General features: G+C 40.5%; 17 protein-coding genes. 8 read left to right on the top strand and 9 right to left on the bottom strand.

The window, feature by feature from the left end; translation table 11 throughout:
- Positions 1-21: 21 nt before the first annotated feature.
- From BUC07_RS11385 to BUC07_RS11375, 3 genes are all read right to left on the bottom strand, one after another.
- Positions 22-1,167, bottom strand: coding sequence for a glycoside hydrolase family 130 protein (locus BUC07_RS11385; protein WP_073169482.1), 1,146 nt, complete (start codon positions 1,165-1,167; stop codon positions 22-24).
- 241 nt (positions 1,168-1,408) lie between these two features.
- Complete coding sequence (locus BUC07_RS11380; RefSeq protein ID WP_139279551.1) at positions 1,409-1,903, bottom strand: hypothetical protein; 495 nt, start codon at positions 1,901-1,903, stop codon at positions 1,409-1,411.
- A 242-nt stretch (positions 1,904-2,145) separates the two neighbouring features.
- Positions 2,146-2,550, bottom strand: a complete 405-nt coding sequence (locus BUC07_RS11375) for a DoxX family protein (protein ID WP_073169557.1) — start codon at positions 2,548-2,550, stop codon at positions 2,146-2,148.
- 294 nt (positions 2,551-2,844) lie between these two features.
- Between BUC07_RS11375 and hypD the strand changes: the two genes are divergently transcribed.
- Together hypD and BUC07_RS11365 are read left to right on the top strand one after the other, a co-directional pair.
- Complete coding sequence (hypD, locus tag BUC07_RS11370) at positions 2,845-5,304, top strand: trans-4-hydroxy-L-proline dehydratase (protein ID WP_073169478.1); 2,460 nt, start codon at positions 2,845-2,847, stop codon at positions 5,302-5,304.
- Between the two features lie 216 nt (positions 5,305-5,520).
- A complete protein-coding gene (locus BUC07_RS11365) occupies positions 5,521-6,426 on the top strand; it encodes a glycyl-radical enzyme activating protein (protein ID WP_073169476.1) in 906 nt (301 codons plus the stop codon).
- 75 nt (positions 6,427-6,501) lie between these two features.
- Here BUC07_RS11365 and BUC07_RS11360 read toward each other — a convergent pair whose 3' ends face one another.
- On the bottom strand, positions 6,502-7,527 hold the full coding sequence (locus tag BUC07_RS11360; protein WP_073169473.1) for a TQO small subunit DoxD: 1,026 nt from the start codon (positions 7,525-7,527) through the stop codon (positions 6,502-6,504).
- Between the two features lie 221 nt (positions 7,528-7,748).
- Positions 7,749-8,138, bottom strand: coding sequence for a hypothetical protein (locus tag BUC07_RS11355; RefSeq protein ID WP_073169471.1), 390 nt, complete (start codon positions 8,136-8,138; stop codon positions 7,749-7,751).
- A gap of 165 nt (positions 8,139-8,303) precedes the next feature.
- Between BUC07_RS11355 and BUC07_RS11350 the strand changes: the two genes are divergently transcribed.
- Positions 8,304-9,776 (top strand): M28 family peptidase, encoded by a 1,473-nt coding sequence (locus BUC07_RS11350; protein WP_073169469.1) that lies wholly within the window; start codon positions 8,304-8,306, stop codon positions 9,774-9,776.
- Here the strand turns inward: BUC07_RS11350 and BUC07_RS11345 are convergent.
- Complete coding sequence (locus BUC07_RS11345) at positions 9,768-11,090, bottom strand: McrC family protein (protein ID WP_073169467.1); 1,323 nt, start codon at positions 11,088-11,090, stop codon at positions 9,768-9,770. The two genes, BUC07_RS11350 and BUC07_RS11345, sit on opposite strands and share 9 nt — an antisense overlap.
- Before the next feature lie 14 nt (positions 11,091-11,104).
- Positions 11,105-13,327, bottom strand: a complete 2,223-nt coding sequence (locus BUC07_RS21530; protein ID WP_073169464.1) for an AAA family ATPase — start codon at positions 13,325-13,327, stop codon at positions 11,105-11,107.
- Positions 13,328-13,579: 252 nt separating this feature from the next.
- On the opposite strand from BUC07_RS21530, the gene BUC07_RS11335 reads away from it, so the two are divergent.
- The 3 genes from BUC07_RS11335 to BUC07_RS11325 all read left to right on the top strand — a co-directional run bounded on the left by BUC07_RS11335 (position 13,580) and on the right by BUC07_RS11325 (position 16,686).
- Positions 13,580-14,698 carry an AAA family ATPase gene (locus BUC07_RS11335; RefSeq protein WP_139279550.1) on the top strand — a complete coding sequence of 373 codons (1,119 nt, stop codon included), beginning with the start codon at positions 13,580-13,582 and terminating at the stop codon, positions 14,696-14,698.
- 8 nt (positions 14,699-14,706) lie between these two features.
- On the top strand, positions 14,707-15,513 hold the full coding sequence (locus BUC07_RS11330; protein ID WP_073169460.1) for a DUF2797 domain-containing protein: 807 nt from the start codon (positions 14,707-14,709) through the stop codon (positions 15,511-15,513).
- Between the two features lie 156 nt (positions 15,514-15,669).
- A complete protein-coding gene (locus BUC07_RS11325; RefSeq protein ID WP_073169458.1) occupies positions 15,670-16,686 on the top strand; it encodes a branched-chain amino acid aminotransferase in 1,017 nt (338 codons plus the stop codon).
- A gap of 107 nt (positions 16,687-16,793) precedes the next feature.
- Here BUC07_RS11325 and BUC07_RS21645 read toward each other — a convergent pair whose 3' ends face one another.
- Both BUC07_RS21645 and BUC07_RS11315 read right to left on the bottom strand, forming a co-directional pair.
- Positions 16,794-16,979, bottom strand: a complete 186-nt coding sequence (locus tag BUC07_RS21645) for a type II toxin-antitoxin system HicA family toxin (RefSeq protein ID WP_073169456.1) — start codon at positions 16,977-16,979, stop codon at positions 16,794-16,796.
- Positions 16,979-17,203, bottom strand: a complete 225-nt coding sequence (locus BUC07_RS11315) for a type II toxin-antitoxin system HicB family antitoxin (RefSeq protein ID WP_073169454.1) — start codon at positions 17,201-17,203, stop codon at positions 16,979-16,981. The genes BUC07_RS21645 and BUC07_RS11315 overlap by 1 nt, the downstream gene beginning before the upstream one ends.
- Positions 17,204-17,341: 138 nt before the next feature.
- On the opposite strand from BUC07_RS11315, the gene BUC07_RS11310 reads away from it, so the two are divergent.
- Positions 17,342-17,827 (top strand): RNA polymerase sigma factor, encoded by a 486-nt coding sequence (locus BUC07_RS11310; protein ID WP_073169453.1) that lies wholly within the window; start codon positions 17,342-17,344, stop codon positions 17,825-17,827.
- 14 nt (positions 17,828-17,841) lie between these two features.
- Positions 17,842-18,909, top strand: coding sequence for a hypothetical protein (locus BUC07_RS11305; RefSeq protein WP_139279549.1), 1,068 nt, complete (start codon positions 17,842-17,844; stop codon positions 18,907-18,909).
- Positions 18,910-19,146: the final 237 nt, after the last annotated feature.

Below are 19,146 nucleotides of genomic sequence, written 5' to 3'. Positions count from 1 at the left end.
AAAAAGGATAAGCTCGATTTTTTATCGATGAACAGCCACTGCTATTTTTGAGTCGGCGGTGCCGTAATACAAAAACCATTTATTCTTAAAGTTGACGAGTCCTTCCACAAAACACACTTCGTTTACTTCGCCTACTTTCTCGTAAGCTTTGTCGGGGTGAATAAAGTAGCTTTCAGTGCGGGCGATCATTTTCCAGGGTGCATTTTTATCAAACAGCGCCTGCCCTGCTGCGTAGGTGAATTTTGGCAAATCAGGATCGTTGAAATTGGCGGCATTGCTTCCGTTGTAAATCAGTAAAATTCCTTCGTCTTTCAGCAGCGCATACGGTCCGGGTTCCACCAGCCGACTGTCGAAATAACCGGGGCGCGGGTGCAGCACTTCAATCATTTCATCGTTTTCGGCATCTTCAGCTACTTCCCAGTGAATCAGGTCGTAGGAGCTGGCCATAAAAAGATCGGTGTCGCCAAAATACATCCAGTACTTGCCATCGATTTTAGTGGCAATCATTTTATTTCCCTGCTGTTTCACCACAATAGCACCTGCTTTCGACCAGGTATCTTCATATTTTTCGTCACTTAAAACCGGGCCATGTTTGGTCCAGTTTTGCAAATCCCCGGAGGAAGCAAGGCAAAGCCGGGCGTTTTTGCCGTCGTATGCAGTGTAAGTCATGATGTATTTTCCGTCCTCACTTTCCACAATCCGCGGGTCTTCAGTTCCGTCGAATAATTTTGAGGAGGGCTCTTCCGAGAATTCATAATCTGCATCTTTCAGGTAATTCCACTCCAACTGTTTCATCTCGTCGTTGTCCGGGTAAAAAACCGGCTCAGGTTGCTTATCAAAATGCAGTCCGTCGCTGCTCACCGCCAGCCCGATGCGCGAAGTACCACTGACATCCTGTGCCCGGTAAAAAAGGTAAACTTTGTCGTCTTTTACGATTGCTGCAGGATTCAGCACGTTTCGTTCTTCCCACCGAATCGACTGGTTGTTTATCGGGCAAACAAAAGTCAAATCGGCTGAAGGTTTCAGAATCGGGTTGAGGCTGTCCACTTTTTCAAAATCGGTGAACGTCCAGTTTTCGTTGTATTCCGGTTGGTTATCAGACGAATTCTGAGTGTTGCAACCAGTTAGAATAAAAAGACCGAGGAGAAAGATTGATAGTTGTTTCATGGTCGTTTAGTTTGATTTTCAGTAAAGATAAGGATTATTCCCGTTGATAAAACGATTAAAAATCTAACTTGAACTATTCATAAATTTTGAAAATATGAATAAAGTTCATCCGCCAATTGGCGGACCGACTTAGATGAAGTTGTCCCAAGAACTCGGGATTACTGGATCTTAGTCGCTATCGCGAGATAGGGATTATTTGTGAATAATCCGGGCTAAGTTTTAAGTGATTGTCGGCTATTAATTACTTGATACGTCCCAAGCGTGCTGTAACTTTAACCGTGCGTTTGGAATAAAACAAAGGCACAATAAACTTATTGGTTTCGTATTGCGGGTAAATTACCACATCGTAGCCCGGGTTCTTCTGCATTAAATTGTATAAGGCGTATGAACTCACTTTCCCTTTTCCGTAATCGCCTATCACCGGCACTACTGCAGTAAGAGTTCCAACAATATTATCAGTTACAAAATTGGTCGTAATTTCCGATTGCGCCGGTTCGCTTTTAAAACGATCCGACTCAATTTCGCCATTTTCCCATTTAAATAAACGCTTCCAGTCAATCCCCAAAACCCTGACCGATGTGGCTTCGGCTTCCACCTGTTTGGAGTATTCAAAATCCGACTTATAAAATTCAATGTGATAGTTGGGCGTTTTCATTGTCCGGTTCGAGATGGAACAACTACTTAGAAATAAACCGGATGTCATAAGCCACAGAAGTAAAATTTTTGTCCTTTTCATTGGGTTTTTGATTTTTTATGAAATATAAAAGTAGAACATTATTTGAAAAAAGGATATAAAAATTTGGGTTATTGCTGCGGGATTTCATTATTCCGGTTGCTATCGCCTGTTTATTTCAGTCTTGGTTCCTGCAATTCGATTGGACAACATGACATGAATTTTGGTGTGTTATAGTGGAATACGAAGAACTTGAATTCCACGGCAGCTAGCTCTTTCTGTTTGATTAAATCCATACAATGATTTCAATCCCACCAGCTTTTACTGGAAATGGCAAATTTTCCACCGCCCATAAAAACCAGTGCCAGTCCGCCAAACAGGAAAAGCCCGAGGGTTTCGATTGCCCAGGTTCCGTAATCGGTAAGTGCAAGAATATCGTTAGGGTGGGCCAGTATTGCTGCTACTACCATATTGAAAGAAAACAAAAATGCCGCCAGCCGGGTGCGAAAGCCCACAATCAGCATCAACGGAGCAATTACCTCGCCCACATAAACGCCATAAGCAATAAATCCGGGAAGTCCTTTGTCAATGAGTGTGTTCTCAATTCCTTCTACGCCGTTAATAATTTTTGTGTATCCATGAAAAAGCATCAGGACACCAAGCGTAAGTCTCAGTATTAACAATCCGAAATGAATATTTTGTTGTTTCATGTTTAATATTTTTTGGTTAAACAAATAATAACCGGCTGGGTTCATCATTTCTGAAACTGATTTTTTGAACTTCCCTGCCAATTGTGTAAATTTACAAGGTTAAAAAACAAAAAATCAGATGACTGAAAAACCACATAAAACAAACCTTCCCGGCTCATACCGCTGCCTGTTCAGTTGCAGGATGTTTTACAGCCCATTCCCTGCCTTCCCTAAGGGGTGAGAGGGAAATAACTCTGTCGCATTTTACCTGCTTTTTTATAAACCTTTCTTCAATTTTTCAAATTATTTTTTGAAATGACATCTTCAACAATAAAAACCGAAAAGATCCCGGAACGGCCCGCTGGTGCTGTTTCCAATTTCAGTTCAACTGAAAAACAAAACAACGGACCGGGAATGAACGATCGTATCCGGAAGCTGCGCAAACAAAGCGTGGAAACACAGGAATCGCTTTCCATTGAACGCGCACTGATTACCACCCGTTTTTATAAAGAAAACGAAGGAAAATACTCTGTGCCCATGATGCGCGCACTCAACTTCATGGAAATCTGCAAACAAAAAACAATATATATTGGCAAAGAGGAACTGATTGTTGGGGAACGCGGTCCGGCACCTAAATCAGTACCGACCTTCCCGGAACTTACCTGCCACAGCGTGGAAGACTTTTACGTGTTAAATTCGCGTGATCAGCAACGGTACACCATTTCACAGGAAGATATTGATACTTATGAACGTGAAGTGATTCCCTATTGGAAGGGACGCACTATGCGTGAACGGATTTTTAGTCATGTGCCACAAGAATGGAAAGCTGTTTATGAAGCCGGCGTGTTTACCGAATTTATGGAACAGCGCGCACCTGGCCACACCGCACTCGATGGGAAAATTTACCGAAAGGGCTTGCTCGATTTCAAAAAAGAGATTGAAGCACACATTCAGCGCCTTGACTTTCTAAATGATCCTGAAGCAACCGAAAAATTGGAAGAGCTAAAAGCAATGGCTGTTTCGTGCGATGCCGCCATTATTTTTGCTGAAAGGCATGCAGGGTTGGCCGAAAAAATGGCTGAAACAGAAACCGATCCGGAACGAAAAAAAGAGTTGAAACAAATAGCCGAAGTTTGTCGCAGGGTACCTGCCCGTGCACCACGAAATTTGTGGGAAGCCATCCAAATGTACTGGTTTGTGCACCTGGGAACCATTACCGAATTAAACGGTTGGGATGCCATGAATCCGGGTCATTTCGACCAGCACCTGCAACCTTTTTATGAAAAAGAGATGGCTGAAGGAACACTCACACGCGATGAAGCTAAGGAATTAATCAGTTGTTTCTGGATAAAAGTGAATAACCACCCTGCACCTCCCAAAGTGGGAATTACCGCCCGCGAAAGTGGAACCTACAACGATTTTACCAACATCAACATTGGTGGTGTGAAACCCGATGGTTCTGATGGCGTGAGCGAAGTTTCCTACATCATGCTGGAAGTGGCTGAAGAGCTGCATGTTTTGCAACCCGGCAACTCGGTGCACATCAGTGCAAAAACACCGGATCGCTTTCTGAATGCTGCCTGCAAAGTGATTCGGCGGGGTCATGGCTACCCGTCGGTTTTTAATCCGGATGCGTATATTCAGGAATTGCTGCGACAGGGAAAATCGATTCAGGATGCCCGCGAAGGCGGGTGCAGCGGATGCATTGAAGTGGGTGCGTTCGGAAAAGAAGCTTATTTGTTAACCGGTTATCTGAATGTTCCGAAAATTCTGGAAATTACGCTCAACAATGGGATTAATCCATTAACTGGAAAAGTGGCAGGAATTAAAACTGGCGATCCGCATAACTTCCAAAATTTTGAAGATTTATATAACGCATTTCTGAAACAGCTGGATTTTGTAATTGATCAGAAAATCAGGGTGAGCAACTACATCGACCAGATGTTTGCCAAATATGCTCCGGCGCCGTTTTTATCGGTGGTTATCGACGACTGTATTCAGAAAGGAAAAGATTACTACAATGGCGGACCACGGTACAACACCAACTACATTCAGTGCACCGGTTTGGGAACGGTTACCGATAGTCTTTCGGTGCTGAAAAAACATGTTTTTGAGGACAAAACATTTAGCCTGGAAACACTGCTGAATGCCATTTCAAATAATTACGAAGGCGAAGAAAAATTGCGGCAGCGCATCATCAACCGCACCCCGTTTTTTGGCAATGACGATGAATATGCAGATGAAATTGCAGTGTGTGTGTACAATGATTTGCTTGCTGCCATCGATGGAAAACCCAACGTAAAAGGCGGGCAGTATCATTTAAACATGCTTTCCACCACCTGTCATGTTTATTTTGGAAAAATGCTGGGCGCCACTCCAAACGGACGATTCTCGGGCAAATCCATTTCCGATGGAACATCGCCGTCGCACGGTTGCGACACCCACGGGCCAACCAACGTCATTCGGTCACTCGGAAAACTCGACCAGGTAAAATCGGGCGGAACTCTGCTGAACCTGCGTTTTGTGCCGAGTTTGCTAAAACGCGAAAAAGACGTGGAAAAACTGGGTCACCTCATCCGCAGCTATTTTACGTTGGGAGGCCACCACATTCAGTTTAATGTTGTTGACACCGCTACTTTGCTGGCCGCACAGGCTTGTCCCGAAGACTACAAAGATTTAATGGTGCGAATGGCCGGTTACAGCGACTATTTCAACGACATGAATGCCGACCTGCAGCAGGAAATAATTGACAGGACGGAGAATGAAAATTTTTAGACAGATAAAGTACAGAGTAGTGAGTAATGAGAATTAAAGCACCAAATTTCAAATTCCAAAAAACAAATAAATCTCAGTAATCAAAATCCAATGTCAAAAACAATCAGCAAGAATTTGGAAATTTTGTATTTCAGATTTTGGAGCTTTTTTGAAATTTGGTTTTTGTATTTTGGATTTTTTTCTCACTACTCATTACTAACATCTCACTACTAAAACATGATTCCACTCATTTTCGACATACGCCGCTACTCCATCAACGATGGCCCGGGCATCCGGATTACCCTTTTTATGAAAGGGTGCCCGCTGCGGTGCAAATGGTGCCACAACCCGGAAAGCCAGTCGCCGGAGGTACAAAAGCTCTACACCGCATCAAAGTGTATTGGAGCGCAGGAATGTATTGAAGTGTGTCCGGAAGATGCACTCACGCTAACTCCCAAAGGAATTGTTACCGATTATGAATTGTGTACACTTTGCGGAAAATGCGCGGAAGCCTGCCCTTCCAAAGCCATCGAGATGTCGGGAAAATTGTATTCGGTGGAGGAACTTCTGGCGATTATTGAAAAGGAGCGGGTACACATCGACCAGTCGGGCGGCGGTGTTACTTTTTCGGGCGGCGAACCGCTGATGCATCCGGAATTTTTAATTGAAATGCTGAAAGCATGCGGGGAGAAAGGCTTGCATCGCGCAGTAGATACCTCTGGTTTTGCTTCCACTGAAACGTTGCTGGAAGTGGCCAAACACGCGGATCTTTTTCTTTTTGATTTAAAGCTAATGAACCCGGTTCAGCATAAAAAATGGACAGGCGTTGATAACCGTCTAATCCTGAAAAATTTAAAACTGTTGGCAGAAAAAGAAGCGAATATTAACATCCGGATTCCGCTCATTAAAAATGTGAATACCAGCGAGGAAGAAATCCGGGAAATGGCTGGATTTGTTTCTGCTTTTCCTGGGAAAAAACCTGTGGTAAACCTGCTGCCGTACCACAACATTGCCTCAGGGAAATATAAAAAACTGGAAGTTCCATATGATGAGGGAGAAATGGGCGAACCAACAGAAAAAGAGATTCAGAAGGCTGTTGAAATATTTCATTCTTTTGGACTTGAAACAGAGGTTGGCGGATAAACCTGATAACGAAAAAAGGCTGATTCATATATTTGAACCAGCCTCTTTTCATTTTTGATTTTAAACAATAGTTGATCAAGGAACAACGGACACTGATTTTTCCCATTCCAGGCCGCTGATATCGATAATTTTTAGGGTGTATTTCCCATCGGTTCCGGTAATTATCTCATTTAAATCAATCGTTACATCTGCTTTTGCACCCAGAGGCACAACCATGCTGTACTTGCCTGGTTGAATTTTAGCTACATAATGATTATTAATATTTTCAGCAGGGAATTCGGCAAGGTCGGTTGCGGTTTTTTCAATTACTACATTCCCGTCTTCATCGAGCAATTGAATTCCGGTTACAAACGAACCATAAACATCAGCTCCTTCTGTGCGGTAAAGCTCAAACTGGAGGGAGTTGTTTTCAATTGCAGCATTGTTGATTTCAATTTTTGGACGAACTGATTTGTTGTGCAGTGTACCAAAAACTCCGCCGTGAAAAATCTGATTGGTCAGCAGTGTTAAAAATAAAATAGCCAATGCTCCGGTTAAAACCAATCGTTTTGGATTTTTTACAGGGAATTCACCTGATCCAAGCCAGTTAAACCATTTTGAACGGGTAAACGGCATGTTTTTGTCCATAAAGTATTTATCCAAAGAATAGTAGCTGCTTCCGCTTAAAAACAGGGCAAAACCACTTGCAATCCCTAAAATACCTATTTGCCATTCGTCAAGGCAGGTTGTGCCAATCCAGCCCGACCCCATCAGGATTCCCATAGCGAGGGCAAAAACGCCAATTCCCATTAACCGGGTAAAAAGTCCCAGCATGACAAACAGGCCAACAATGGCTTCAATAATGGTAAAAACCACCATGGCGAGCCAAAGCATATCCGGGTTGGTAACCAAATATTCAATCATTGGTTTTATACCCAACGCGTTGGGCAGAAAGTGATTAAACTTTTCGCCAATGTAACCGGCCAGTTCGGGATCTAATTTGTTGGCCAGAACAACCCTGCGCCAAAAAGCGGAAAAGTAGGTCCAGCCAACCACCAAACGAATGGAAAGTGTGAAAAGACCGGCTAAATCGGTTGAGTGTGATTTTATATCGTTTTTCATTTTGATTTGTTTTTATGTTAAAAGAAATTTTTTATCAATATTTGTTCATTCATTAAAATTATCTGGCTGCTAAAAAAGTTAAGGTTTTAAACTTTCAGTACTTCCTGTAAATCAACTTCTCAGAAGCAAAAACAACAAATCAAAGGTATCAAAAGTTAATTTGCCTGGCAGCCAGAAAATGTTGGTTCTGAAAGGATAAAAGTATCGGGATATTTTTGTTTTCAGGCCCGAAGAAACAGATCAAATTTCAGGCGTTTGTACAGAATATACATTGCAGGATAGTTGTACGGATTTTCAACGGCAATGCTTTTGGTTGTAGTATTTTGATTATTAGTGTAAAATGGAGCGGAAAAAATCGACTCTTCACCAAAAATAAAGAGTTGATTGTTGCCTGTGGATTGCGCTTTTATGGCATTTAATTCGTCTGAAAAGTCATTTTCGCAACTGTTTTTTTCAAAAAGGGCCGTTTTGTTTTTATTTAGCGGCCGGTTGTATTCAATGTCAATTGCCTTAAAAAGAGGGTCTTTTACATCGCAGGGAAACAATGCAAAAATGGTAAGGAATATCGTCCCTACCAACAAACCGTTAAAATGTATTTTTCTTTTGTCCATCTGTTTGTCAAGCTCAATTTAAGTGCAAAAACATTTTCATTAACACATTTGCGATATTTTGGTTCAATCGCCTTTCTACAATTGGGTTTTAGTAACGAATGCCTGATTAAACTGCGTTTTTCGGTAAAGGTTTTTTATTTTTGAACCTTTTACAATTGACACAAAATGAAACATAAAGTTGGGCTTCTGATTTTAATTATCATCTTTTCCTTTTTTAATTCGCTGGCACAGGATGAAAATGCTGAATTGTTGCGGGGTTTCCATTCCATTTCGAGCCACGAAATCCTGGATTTTGCCAAAGAGCTGAGTTCCGAAAAATACAAAGGCCGCTTATCGGGCTCTCCGGAATATTTGCAAGCGGCCGAATGGTGTGTCTCAAAATTTGAAGAATGGGGAGTACAGCCTGCAAACAATGGCAGTTATTTCCAGTATTTCCCAAATGAATATTCCAACGTTTTTTCGGAAGGAAGCGTCACCTATTCTCCTGAAACCGGTCAGGAAATCAGTCTGAATTTTCCGGAAGACTATTACCCAGGCTCCAATTCTGCGTCTGGTTCTGTTTCCGGCAATCTAGTTTATGTGGGGCACGGAATTACTGCTCCCGAACTGGGTTACGACGACTATAAAAATGTGGATGTGGAAGGAAAAATCGTTTTGATGGAATCGGGAATTCCGTACTCAAAAAACGACACCACACTTTCAAAATGGACACCTTATGCCTATCATCGCTACAAATTCAGAAATGCAGTAAAACACGGTGCTGCCGGCTTGCTTTACATCGGAAAAATTGCCAACCCTAACACCGTCAATCTTGATGGATTTGTTTATGCGCATATCAGCGAAGAGATTGCAGATCGCATTTTCGCAGATGCCGGAAAGGATTACAAAACGGTGAGAAAAGAGCTATCTGAACAAAAAATTCCATCGTTTGAATTTACTGAAAACCAGACAGCTACAATCACCGCCGAAACGCTGTATTTCCCCAATGCAAGGTCGTGCAATGTGGTGGGGCTCATTGAAGGTTCTGATCCTGAATTTAAAAACGAAGTGGTTATTGTAGGCGGCCACCTCGACGGCCAGGGTTATTTGGGTGAAATATTTCCCGGCGCGCTCGACAATGCTTCGGGAGTTTCCGATATTCTGGGGGCGGCAAAAGCGTTCGCCACTTCGGAAATAAAACCAAAACGCTCCATCCTTTTCATTTTGCTGGGCGGCGAAGAGTGCGGCTTGTACGGCAGTAAATTTTATACTGAAAATCCGTTGTTTCCCACAGATAAAACCGTGATGATGATCAACCTCGACATGGTGGGCAACGGCACCGGATTTTTTGTGTCGAACGGGAAAAGTTACCCCGAGCTGTTTCAGCATTTTGAATCAGCCAACAACAATTACCTGCACCGTGAAATGGCAGCATCGGAGCAGCGAAAAAACTACGGCAGACCACGTTCGGATGCTTCACTGTTTGAAAACGCCGGCATTCCCACCTTTTCATTGTGGACCCGCAATTCGGTACACCCGGTGTATTACCACGATCCGCGCGACACACCGGAAGTGCTCACTCCCGAAATCATGGAAGATGCCGCCAAACTGCTTTATTTGGGGATTTTGGGTGTGGCGAATGACGAGGGTTTAAATTAAATCATTCAAAAATAACATACAAGAAGCTTCATTTTCAAAATCGTAGGGAATGGCATCTATTAACAAGTTTTCTTCGTACCTAAATTTCAGTGGCTTGAAAAAATCTTCACAATGCGGATAAATCAATGCTAACTGAACGCTGCCGTTTTTCGCCTGGTATTTTTTCCCGTAGGCATAAAGCTGGTACATGTCGGCCTGCGAAATGTTATAATTGTTTTTTGACAGGTGCTGGTTGACCATTTTCCATTTTGTGTCTGCAACAATCGTTTTGCAACCGGTTTGAATAACCAGATCGGGCCTCAACCTGAATTTTTTCCTGAATATATTCAGGTCTGTCAGCAAATAATGGCCTCGGTCCTGAACCGAGATTTCCCAGCGAGGTTGAAATTGTTTCAGTTTTGAAGCCACATACGATTCAAATAAAACTTCCATCGGAAATAAAATGGCGGTATTCAGGTTTTTACCTTTATAACTGGTAAACGACTCATTCTGAAGAAATATCTTTGCCCACTTCAACGCATTCTCGTAATAATTGAACAACCGGTTTTGTCCTTTCAAATGTTGCAGATCTTTTTCGAGGTTTGAACAGATTTTTACTTCATCGAACAGATCAATCAAACTGATTATCTGCCGGACATTCCGGGGCAATTTGCTCTTTCTTTTTAGATAAACCAATGCAGTTTTCAAAATTCGGTTTTGGGGAATATCGGCCCGGAACTCATCGAAATTTACATAAAAACGCTCGCGATGAACCAGGTTGCTTTTTAAGTTCTGGCTGAAAAGCAACCGGCCTTTCAGGTATTTCTGGTTTTCTTCTACCGATGAATAAAAATGCTTGATTCCACGCTTGAGCAAAACCTCCATTTCTTTCAAAAAAACCGAAATGAAAATTTCAATAACCGGCAACCGGGCGGTTTTTATATGGGCCTGATCAATGCTTTTAAATGGTGAATTGCGGAAGGTACGCAGCATTTTTAGCAGCAAAGATTTGCTTTTTCTTATCTGTTCAAAATCGTTTGAAGTTGAGGGCTGATGGATTTTGGGCAGTATTTCAATTACGGTTCCCTGCCGAGTTTCAATAACGCCCACGTAATTTTTTACACGGATAAAATCTTTTCCTTTCCGACGGTGTATCGAAAATGCCTGTTCAATTTCGCAGCTGGGGTCGTTATTTTCGGCTACAAAATTTTTCAGGCTTTCAAATGATTTGGCATCCAAATAAACTTCGTTAAAATTATCGGTTGGTTTCTCAGGGTAAAACTCCCGGTTGTTCCAGATTGTACCAAACTCGCAGATATGTTTGACTGCTGCCATTTTTACAATGCCTGTTATTTAGATTTTTGGTAAATGTGGATGAATGAATCGGCTGGCAGTGAATTATAATTTCCAGATTTTAATGCTGGGTTAATTGTGTAAATTTTTTCGTCTTCGTAATCTTCCACATCAACTCCAAAAAGCTTTATCTCTTCATCAACGGAATAATTTTTCTTAATTTGAATGAGTTTCTGATCTTCGGGTTTTTCCCAGCTTTCTTTGTCGCCCAGTACCAGTTGAATTTTTTCCCAGTCGTTGTAGAAATATTCCTGAAGCAGTGGAATAATTTTGTCGCGGAAAACTTCACAAAGCTCATTTTTTGTTTTAACCCTGATAAAATAAGAATGCCCGATGGTGTGGTCCCGGTCTAACAAAAACTCGATGCGTTCGTTGATTATTGTCAGAAGATGTTGCAAATTAATTCCTTCCACATTTTCAGCCAGAATTTTCGGAAGTGGCATCATTTCTTTAAAATGAAAACGGCGGCGCAATGCGGTATCGATAAGTGCAATGCTGCGGTCGGCGGTATTCATGGTGCCAATAATCCACAGGTTTTGCGGAACCGAAAACCTCGACTTGGAATAAGGTAAAACCACTTCCAGCTCGTTTTCGCCGCCCTGCCGTTTGTCGGTTTCTATGAGTGTAATCAACTCTCCAAAAATCTTGGAGATGTTTCCACGGTTGATTTCGTCGATGATTAAAACAAAATTCTTTTCACTTTTTTCTATTTGTTCTGATTTAATAATTTCTTTTTCCTGAATCAATTTTGTTATATCGTCAACTGAAATTCTGCTTAATCTGTAAACCGTAGGGAGTGTTAGATTCGTTTCGTTATTCAATTCAAAAATACGAATTGGCTTGAATTTTGAAAGCCATTTAACTTTACGAACATGTTTGAATTCAGGATAATCTCCATTGAAAAAATAAGAATCGTCCTCAACAATACCAATCCCATCAATTGTTTTTAGGTCGTGAAAAACAAGAACCACATCGCCTTGTTTTAACTCATAAAAATACTTGATAGAATTCTTATCATTTTTTCCTAGTTTTTCGAAAACTTCATTTTGTTGTCCCTTCAAAAAGATATTATCTAAATCTCCTGTATCGTCCCAACCTATTCTTATTTCGTCTTTTTCAAAACATTTTTTCTTTACATCATAAGATGGGTTATCACTTTTTAGAGATATTTTATAAACCTGATTTTTAGCGGATAATTTGAAAAATGAATTTTCCTGAATAATTTCTTTTTCATTAGCTTTCTCACATATCAATTTGAAAATACCCTCCACATTTCTGTAAATCATTTCTGTTTTCTCAGTATTCTCTTCATCTTCAATTAAAACAGGTCTTATACCTTCAACAAAGTCTTCGTAGCTCATGCTTTGATGAAAAGTGGTGAAAACAATCTGGCCTGTATTTAATAATTGCTTGAATTTTTGCACTGCAAGTTTTCTATCTCCCGGAATTTCAACTCCGCAAATTTCCAGTGCCAGATTAATTGTGTTATAAGTTTTTCCTGTTCCGGGAGGGCCGTAAAGAATGAGGTTTTTGGGGATGTTATTTACGTTGGCTTTACGATTAGAAGTACTATTCTGTTCATTCGCCTGGGATTCACCTTCTTCAACACCAAAGTATTTCTTGGGTGACCCACTTTCTTCATCAGGTAAAAAGTTTTTACCCTCTTTTGTGCCAATTAAAAAATGTGTAAGCGAATCAGCTATGTAAAAATTTTTTAAATCAGGGTATTTCTCAATTAGTTCTTTTTGAGCATTTTCTATTGCATGGTACTCTGATACAAAATCCCCATAAACTTTATATCCCAATTTATTTAAAGCTTCATGACTCTTATTATTGACAATTGTATACTTATTTTTATCAATTCTGTTTAAATAAATAGTGGAACCACCCTTGCCAAAAAATTGAAAATTAAATACTTGGTTAAGCCAATCATCCAAATTAAAATTAGCATCATAAGGTTTTAGCGCAAATTCTCTAAAATCGATATACTTCGATTCAAGCATCTTTTTAAATTTTGGAGCTGACCGATAACCTAATGATTGAACTTTGCCGCCATCATGCTTAAATTGAAAGAAATAATCAATAAAGTCATTACGACTTAATTTTTCAAGAAAATCTTTGCTACGTAATTCAGAATAGGCATCTTCATCTAATCTATGAGGATCATCTTCATACCATTTCAAAAAAGCTTCAATAATTTGATTCGGATTATTAATCATTTTTGGAGTATTTTGATTTTAAAGTCTAAAGATAGAACGATTTCTTCGCAAAATCCAGCGGATTTGAATGTTTAAAGAAATGGGAAAATAGTGAAATACGATTCATGTTCAAGTGATATCCTTAGGATATGAAACGGATTTCCCTGGAGTTTATCCAGTGTTCATTATTATCTTGCATGATACAAAAGACGTACCATACAAATTTTGTATCATACATGTGTTGTACTATATTTGTTGTATAAAAAGAATGCAATGGTAAAACTTAAGGTGGGTAATCCGGTAACAGGTAAAAATTTTATAGGCAGAGAAGAAGAAATAAAGTACATTATTCAACTTTTGCAGCTGGGCCAAAATATTGTATTAATTGCGCCCCGGCGTTACGGAAAAACATCGCTGGTTCTCGAAATATTATCAAAAATTCATGAACAAAACCAATACACGTCGTTTATTGATTTCTTCTCGGTTCCTTCGTTGAAAATATTGTCGTCGCAGATTACAGAATCCGTGCTTAAAAATCGTAGGCTCGATAAGATTTTTGCCAAAACAAAGAACAGTGCCCTGGCAATGATTCAAAATTTAAAAATGAAAGCTGCGATAGAAGATTTTGAATTCATTATTGAATTTTCAAATCAGAAAGAGAATGACTGGGAATTGTTGGAAAAAAGTATCGATTTTATTGATCATTTCCCGGAAAAATATGGTTTGAACATGGTTTGCGCCTTTGATGAATTTGGTGACGTAAAAAAACTTGACGGAAACAAAATTGTGAAGCTTTTTCGCTCCAGGCTTCAACGACATAAAAATTCCACCTATATTTTCTCAGGTAGTTATGAATCTGTCATGTCGGGTTTGTTTATTGAGCAAAAAGCGCCATTTTACAGGTTTGCCAGAATCATACATCTCGGGAAAATTGGGAAGAATAAATTTTTAAAGTTTTATAAAAGCCAATTAGATGCTCAGAAGATAAATTATGATGAAAAATTACTGACCAAAATTCTTGATTTTACCGATGGACATCCTTACTATTCGCAATTGGCTCTTCAGGAAATTATTATTTATAATGCCCTGAATAACAAAAATCCTGACTTTAAAGAAATAATTGATTCAATGCTCAATGCAGAAAAAAATTATCTCGAAAAATCATGGGAGGAGCTCTCGAAAAGAAAAGAGTTACTTAAAACGGCATTGGTTGTCGCGGAGAATAACAGAAATATCTATTCCAGCTTGAAAAACAGTGGAATAAATATTTCAAGATCGCTAAAATCGTTGACTATGAATGGTATGCTTATAAAAAAGCAAACAAAATACGAATTTAGCGATCCCCTTTTCAAACACTGGATAGAAATAAACGTTTTAAGAAAATACAATTGAAAAATACTATGGCACAATACAAAGGCAACATCCTGAAAATGCGCACCGAACTCGCCAGTTCGGTCAATTACTTTTTGCCTGTAGGCGATGAAAAAATTGAAATGAATGCGCTGATTGGCAAAGAAATTTCGATGCATTTTACGGGGCAAATTAACTGCATTTCGTGCGGGAAGGTGACGAAACGCTCTTTCAACCAGGGATTTTGCTACAACTGCCTGCAAACGGCTCCGGAAGCCAGTGAGTCGGTGGTGCGGCCCGAGTTGTCGAAATCGCAGTTTGGCATTGCCCGCGATATGGAGTGGGCCAAAAAGCACGACCTCATTGAGCATGTGGTTTATTTTGCCGTGGCCAGCGAACTGAAAATCGGGGTGACACGCAACCACCAGATTCCCACCCGTTGGATTGACCAGGGCGCCAGCTTTGCCATCGAAATTGCCCGCACGCCCAACCGCCACATCGCCGGTGTAATGGAAGTTTTCCTGAAAAAACATTTTACCGACCGTACCAACTGGCAGGCCATGTTAAAAAACAAAGTGGCTGAAAATATCGACCTTGCAGAAGAAAAACGAAAAGTTCGTAAGCTGCTTCCTTTGGAGCTTCAAAATTATCTTACTGAAACAAATGATGTCACCTCAATAGAATATCCGGTTTTGGAATATCCTTCAAAAGTTAAAAGCCTGAGTTTTGATAAAACGCCCGATATTTCAGGAGTTCTGAAAGGAATAAAAGGTCAGTACCTGATTTTTGAAAACAACACCGCGCTGAATATCCGGAAACACAATGGTTATTTTTTGGAAATTGAAAGCCCCTCTTAATCTCCCCAAATGGGAGAAAACGAAAATGAAACTCCGGTTATTTTTCGTTTTACCTGACAATTCTCGTACTTCAATACCGCAAAATTTTCTTAATTTGTTCTCGCAATCAGCTTTTGAGCTGACTTCAAATAATAAATCGATTTAATTTCAATCAAAATGGAAAACTTAGACTGGAAAAACATAGGATTTGGCTACCGCGATACCGATTACAATATCCGCTGTTACTACCGCAACGGACAATGGGGTGAACTGGAAATCAGCTCATCAAAGCGGATAGATATTCACATGTCGGCTACGGCACTTCATTACGGGCAGGAAGCTTTTGAAGGTTTGAAAGCTTTTAAAGGGAAAGACGGTAAAATCCGCATTTTCAGAATGGATGAAAATGCCAAACGCATGCAAAGTTCATGCGACGGTATTTTGATGCCCAAACTGCCGGTGGAGAAGTTCACAGAAGCGGTGCGACGTGCAGTTAAGATGAATGAGCGTTTTGTTCCGCCTTATGAAAGCGGTGCCGCGTTGTACATTCGTCCATTGCTCATTGGCACAGGTCCGCAAATTGGCGTGAAACCTGCCGATGAATACCTCTTCACCGTTTTTGTAATGCCGGTTGGACCCTATTTCCCGGAAGGTTTCAAACCCACCAACCTGGTGATTATGCGCGAATACGACCGTGCAGCGCCGCAGGGAACCGGAAAATACAAAGTGGGCGGGAACTATGCTGCTAGCATGTACGAAGGAAAACTGGCCAAAGAACAAGGTTTTTCGGCAGTGCTTTACTTAGATGCACGCGAGAAAAAATACTTAGATGAATGCGGCCCGGCCAACTTTTTCGGCATTAAAAACGATACGTACATCACACCAAAATCAGATTCAATTTTGCCGTCAATCACCAACAAAAGCCTGATGGTGCTGGCTGAAGAAATGGGTTTGAAAGTGGAACAACGCAAAGTACCTTACGAAGAACTGTCCGAATTCGAAGAAGTGGGTGCTTGCGGAACCGCTGCAGTAATTTCACCGATTAAAGGAATTTACGATTCTGATAACGATAAATGGTTCAAATACGGCAACCAGGAAGAAGCTGGCGAATGGAGTACGAAACTGTACAACAAACTGCGCGCCATTCAATACGGTGAAGAGGAAGATAAACACGGCTGGGTGGAAATTGTATAAGAGCCCCTCTCCCGATAGCTATCGGGACTCTCCAAAGGAGAGGAAAAGAAATTGAAGCTCCGGGAATTTTCCGGGGCTATAAAGGTTTTTTACAAAAAGAGGGTTTATTAGATTGGTGAAATATCCAGTTGTTTACAAATAATCTTACACATTTGATTTGATAATTCAGAATGGCGTCCAACAGTAGATTTCTTGCCATTTTTTGAATTCATATATAAGCTATGGTTGGATCCTTCACGAACTAAAATACAGTTGTTTTCATTCAAGTGTTTTATAAAAGCCTTGCGCTTCATCAGGCGAGATTAAGTTTTCGTTTTATGATTTTGCGTCCTTGATAGAGACTGTTGGTTTGTTCCCGGTGATAATCGATTACAAGATCGAGTGCATCTAACAGGTTTTTTTTCAATTCATCAATCGTTTTACCTTGTGCAATGGCTTCCGGAATTTCCTGTACCTGACCTACATACCAACCATCATCGCTTTTTTCTATAATTGCTGTATAATTTATTTTTTTCATTTTCAATTTTTTTCAAATATAAAGATAATAAAGTTGGGATGAAGTTTAACCTTTTTAATTTGCGAATAATATTTTTCACCACTGTAACATCTCAGCCACTTGTTCGTCCTATCCAATGAACAGTGCACTGAAAAGCAAATGACAGTAAACGAATACAACGAGGCAGTTGAACAGTACTCCGACCGGTTGTTCCGGTTTGTGGTGAAAAGCATTAAAGACGCGCACAAAGCGGAGGATATTGTGCAGGACAGCTACGAAAAACTTTGGAAAAATGTGGAGAATGTTGACGGTGCCAAAGTGAAATCGTACCTGTTTACCACTGCCTACCATACCATGATAGACCGTATTCGAAAAGAAAAAAGATCAGCCTATTCAGAAGATTTGTCCCTGCCCGAAGAAAGCCATGAAAACAATTATTCAGATTTAAGTGAAATACTGAAAGAAGCCGTCAACAAATTGCCGGAAGTGCAGCGGATGGTGTTGTTGCTGCGCGATTACGAAGGCTACTCGTACAAAGAAATTGGCGAAATGGCCAGCCTGAGCGAAGCGCAGGTGAAAGTTTACATTTACCGGGCGCGGGTATTTTTGAAAAAGTACATCGGAAAACCGGAAACAGTAATTTAGTGAGGAGGATGAAAATGAAAATTACAAGAAGCAATTACGAACCCTATTTTCTCGATTACCTGGAAGGAAACCTGGATGAAAATCTCGTGGATGAATTTCTGGAATTTTTGAAGGAGAATCCTGATTTAAAAGAGGAATTGTCGATGATGGACACGGCCCCGCTGGATGCGGATGCCATATTTTTCAGCAAGAAAGAAAAATTATATAAAAACAAATTCGATTCGGAAAAGGAATTCAACCGGGCTGCAGTTGCATTGGTTGAAGGTGATTTATCAGATTCAGAAAAAGAAGAGTTTGACAATTATCTTTTAAAACACCCGGAAAAACAAAAAGAAATTGAACTGTTTCAGCATACCAAACTGCAACCCGATAAAACAGTGGTATTTGCGCACAAAAATAAATTGTACCGCCGCTCACCGGGAAGAACAATTTATATGTGGTCGTTGCGTGTGGCAGCGGTTTTTGTTGTTGCGCTCGCCTTTTATACTCTTTTCAACCAAACCGATTTTAGCATTTCTGAAAACCGGGTAGCCGTGGTTGAAAGTCCGGAGGGCAGTGAAGTTCCGGTCAAAAAAGGAAATAATTCTGCCGGAGCTGAAACCTACGATATTCAACCGATTGAGGAGATAAAAGCAATTCCTGCGGACAGGAAAAATGAAGTAAAACCCAAAGCCACCCCAACGTTGCGCGAGCCGGTTCAGGAAAACTCAAATATGGAAACCATTGAAGAAATCAGAACGCCTGTTGAAATTCCACCAAAACTCAACAGCCGGGATGCTGCGTTGCAAGCCCGGCAACAACCAGAAGTCACACTGGCAGCTATGACAATCACTCTGCCCAAAAATTACCAGGTTATTGAAGAAGAGCGCTTTCTGGCCGATGTGGTGAAAGAAAAAACCGGGTTGGATAATTTTTCATTCAACAAAATTAAACTGGCTGGCCTGAATTTGATTTCCAGCATTTCAAAAGATAATTTCGACTACGAAACCAACGAAGAAGGGAAAGTGACAGAACTCAGTTATGATTCGCGGTTGCTGGCTTTTTCCATTCCCACCAACAATGAACCGGTTGTTACGGAATAAATCGTATTTGAAACTCCAAATGCCCAAAAAACAACTATCTCCATTGGAGTCCTTCGGACAAACAAATGCCAATTTTTCAAAAAAATCAAATTTCAAACTGAAGTAGCAGATTGAAGAATGGAATTTGTGATTTATTTGTTATTTGAAAAATTGATCATTGGTATTTAAGTTCAATCACTTTCCCTCAAAAAGAACAATTTTTACTTCATCTGTAACTTTTCCGACACACCTTCCGTC

The sequence above is a fragment of the Tangfeifania diversioriginum genome (assembly GCF_900141875.1).
Classification (GTDB): domain Bacteria; phylum Bacteroidota; class Bacteroidia; order Bacteroidales; family Prolixibacteraceae; genus Tangfeifania; species Tangfeifania diversioriginum.
The sequence above is the reverse complement of the archived record's forward strand: the minus strand, read 5'-3'. Positions and strand labels throughout refer to the sequence as shown.

Excerpts from the sequence above, each read along its gene's own strand:
- BUC07_RS11355 (WP_073169471.1), bottom strand. The coding sequence starts at position 8,138 with ATGGACAAAAGAAAAATACATTTTAACGGTTTGTTGGTAGGGACGATA.
- BUC07_RS11325 (WP_073169458.1), top strand. The coding sequence starts at position 15,670 with ATGGAAAACTTAGACTGGAAAAACATAGGATTTGGCTACCGCGATACC.
- BUC07_RS21645 (WP_073169456.1), bottom strand. The coding sequence starts at position 16,979 with ATGAAGCGCAAGGCTTTTATAAAACACTTGAATGAAAACAACTGTATT.
- BUC07_RS11305 (WP_139279549.1), top strand. The coding sequence starts at position 17,842 with ATGAAAATTACAAGAAGCAATTACGAACCCTATTTTCTCGATTACCTG.
- BUC07_RS21530 (WP_073169464.1), bottom strand. The coding sequence starts at position 13,327 with ATGATTAATAATCCGAATCAAATTATTGAAGCTTTTTTGAAATGGTAT.
- BUC07_RS11310 (WP_073169453.1), top strand. The coding sequence starts at position 17,342 with ATGACAGTAAACGAATACAACGAGGCAGTTGAACAGTACTCCGACCGG.
- BUC07_RS11365 (WP_073169476.1), top strand. The coding sequence starts at position 5,521 with ATGATTCCACTCATTTTCGACATACGCCGCTACTCCATCAACGATGGC.
- BUC07_RS11385 (WP_073169482.1), bottom strand. The coding sequence starts at position 1,167 with ATGAAACAACTATCAATCTTTCTCCTCGGTCTTTTTATTCTAACTGGT.
- BUC07_RS11315 (WP_073169454.1), bottom strand. The coding sequence starts at position 17,203 with ATGAAAAAAATAAATTATACAGCAATTATAGAAAAAAGCGATGATGGT.
- BUC07_RS11335 (WP_139279550.1), top strand. The coding sequence starts at position 13,580 with ATGGTAAAACTTAAGGTGGGTAATCCGGTAACAGGTAAAAATTTTATA.
- hypD (WP_073169478.1), top strand. The coding sequence starts at position 2,845 with ATGACATCTTCAACAATAAAAACCGAAAAGATCCCGGAACGGCCCGCT.
- BUC07_RS11330 (WP_073169460.1), top strand. The coding sequence starts at position 14,707 with ATGGCACAATACAAAGGCAACATCCTGAAAATGCGCACCGAACTCGCC.
- BUC07_RS11345 (WP_073169467.1), bottom strand. The coding sequence starts at position 11,090 with ATGGCAGCAGTCAAACATATCTGCGAGTTTGGTACAATCTGGAACAAC.
- BUC07_RS11360 (WP_073169473.1), bottom strand. The coding sequence starts at position 7,527 with ATGAAAAACGATATAAAATCACACTCAACCGATTTAGCCGGTCTTTTC.
- BUC07_RS11375 (WP_073169557.1), bottom strand. The coding sequence starts at position 2,550 with ATGAAACAACAAAATATTCATTTCGGATTGTTAATACTGAGACTTACG.
- BUC07_RS11380 (WP_139279551.1), bottom strand. The coding sequence starts at position 1,903 with ATGAAAAGGACAAAAATTTTACTTCTGTGGCTTATGACATCCGGTTTA.
- BUC07_RS11350 (WP_073169469.1), top strand. The coding sequence starts at position 8,304 with ATGAAACATAAAGTTGGGCTTCTGATTTTAATTATCATCTTTTCCTTT.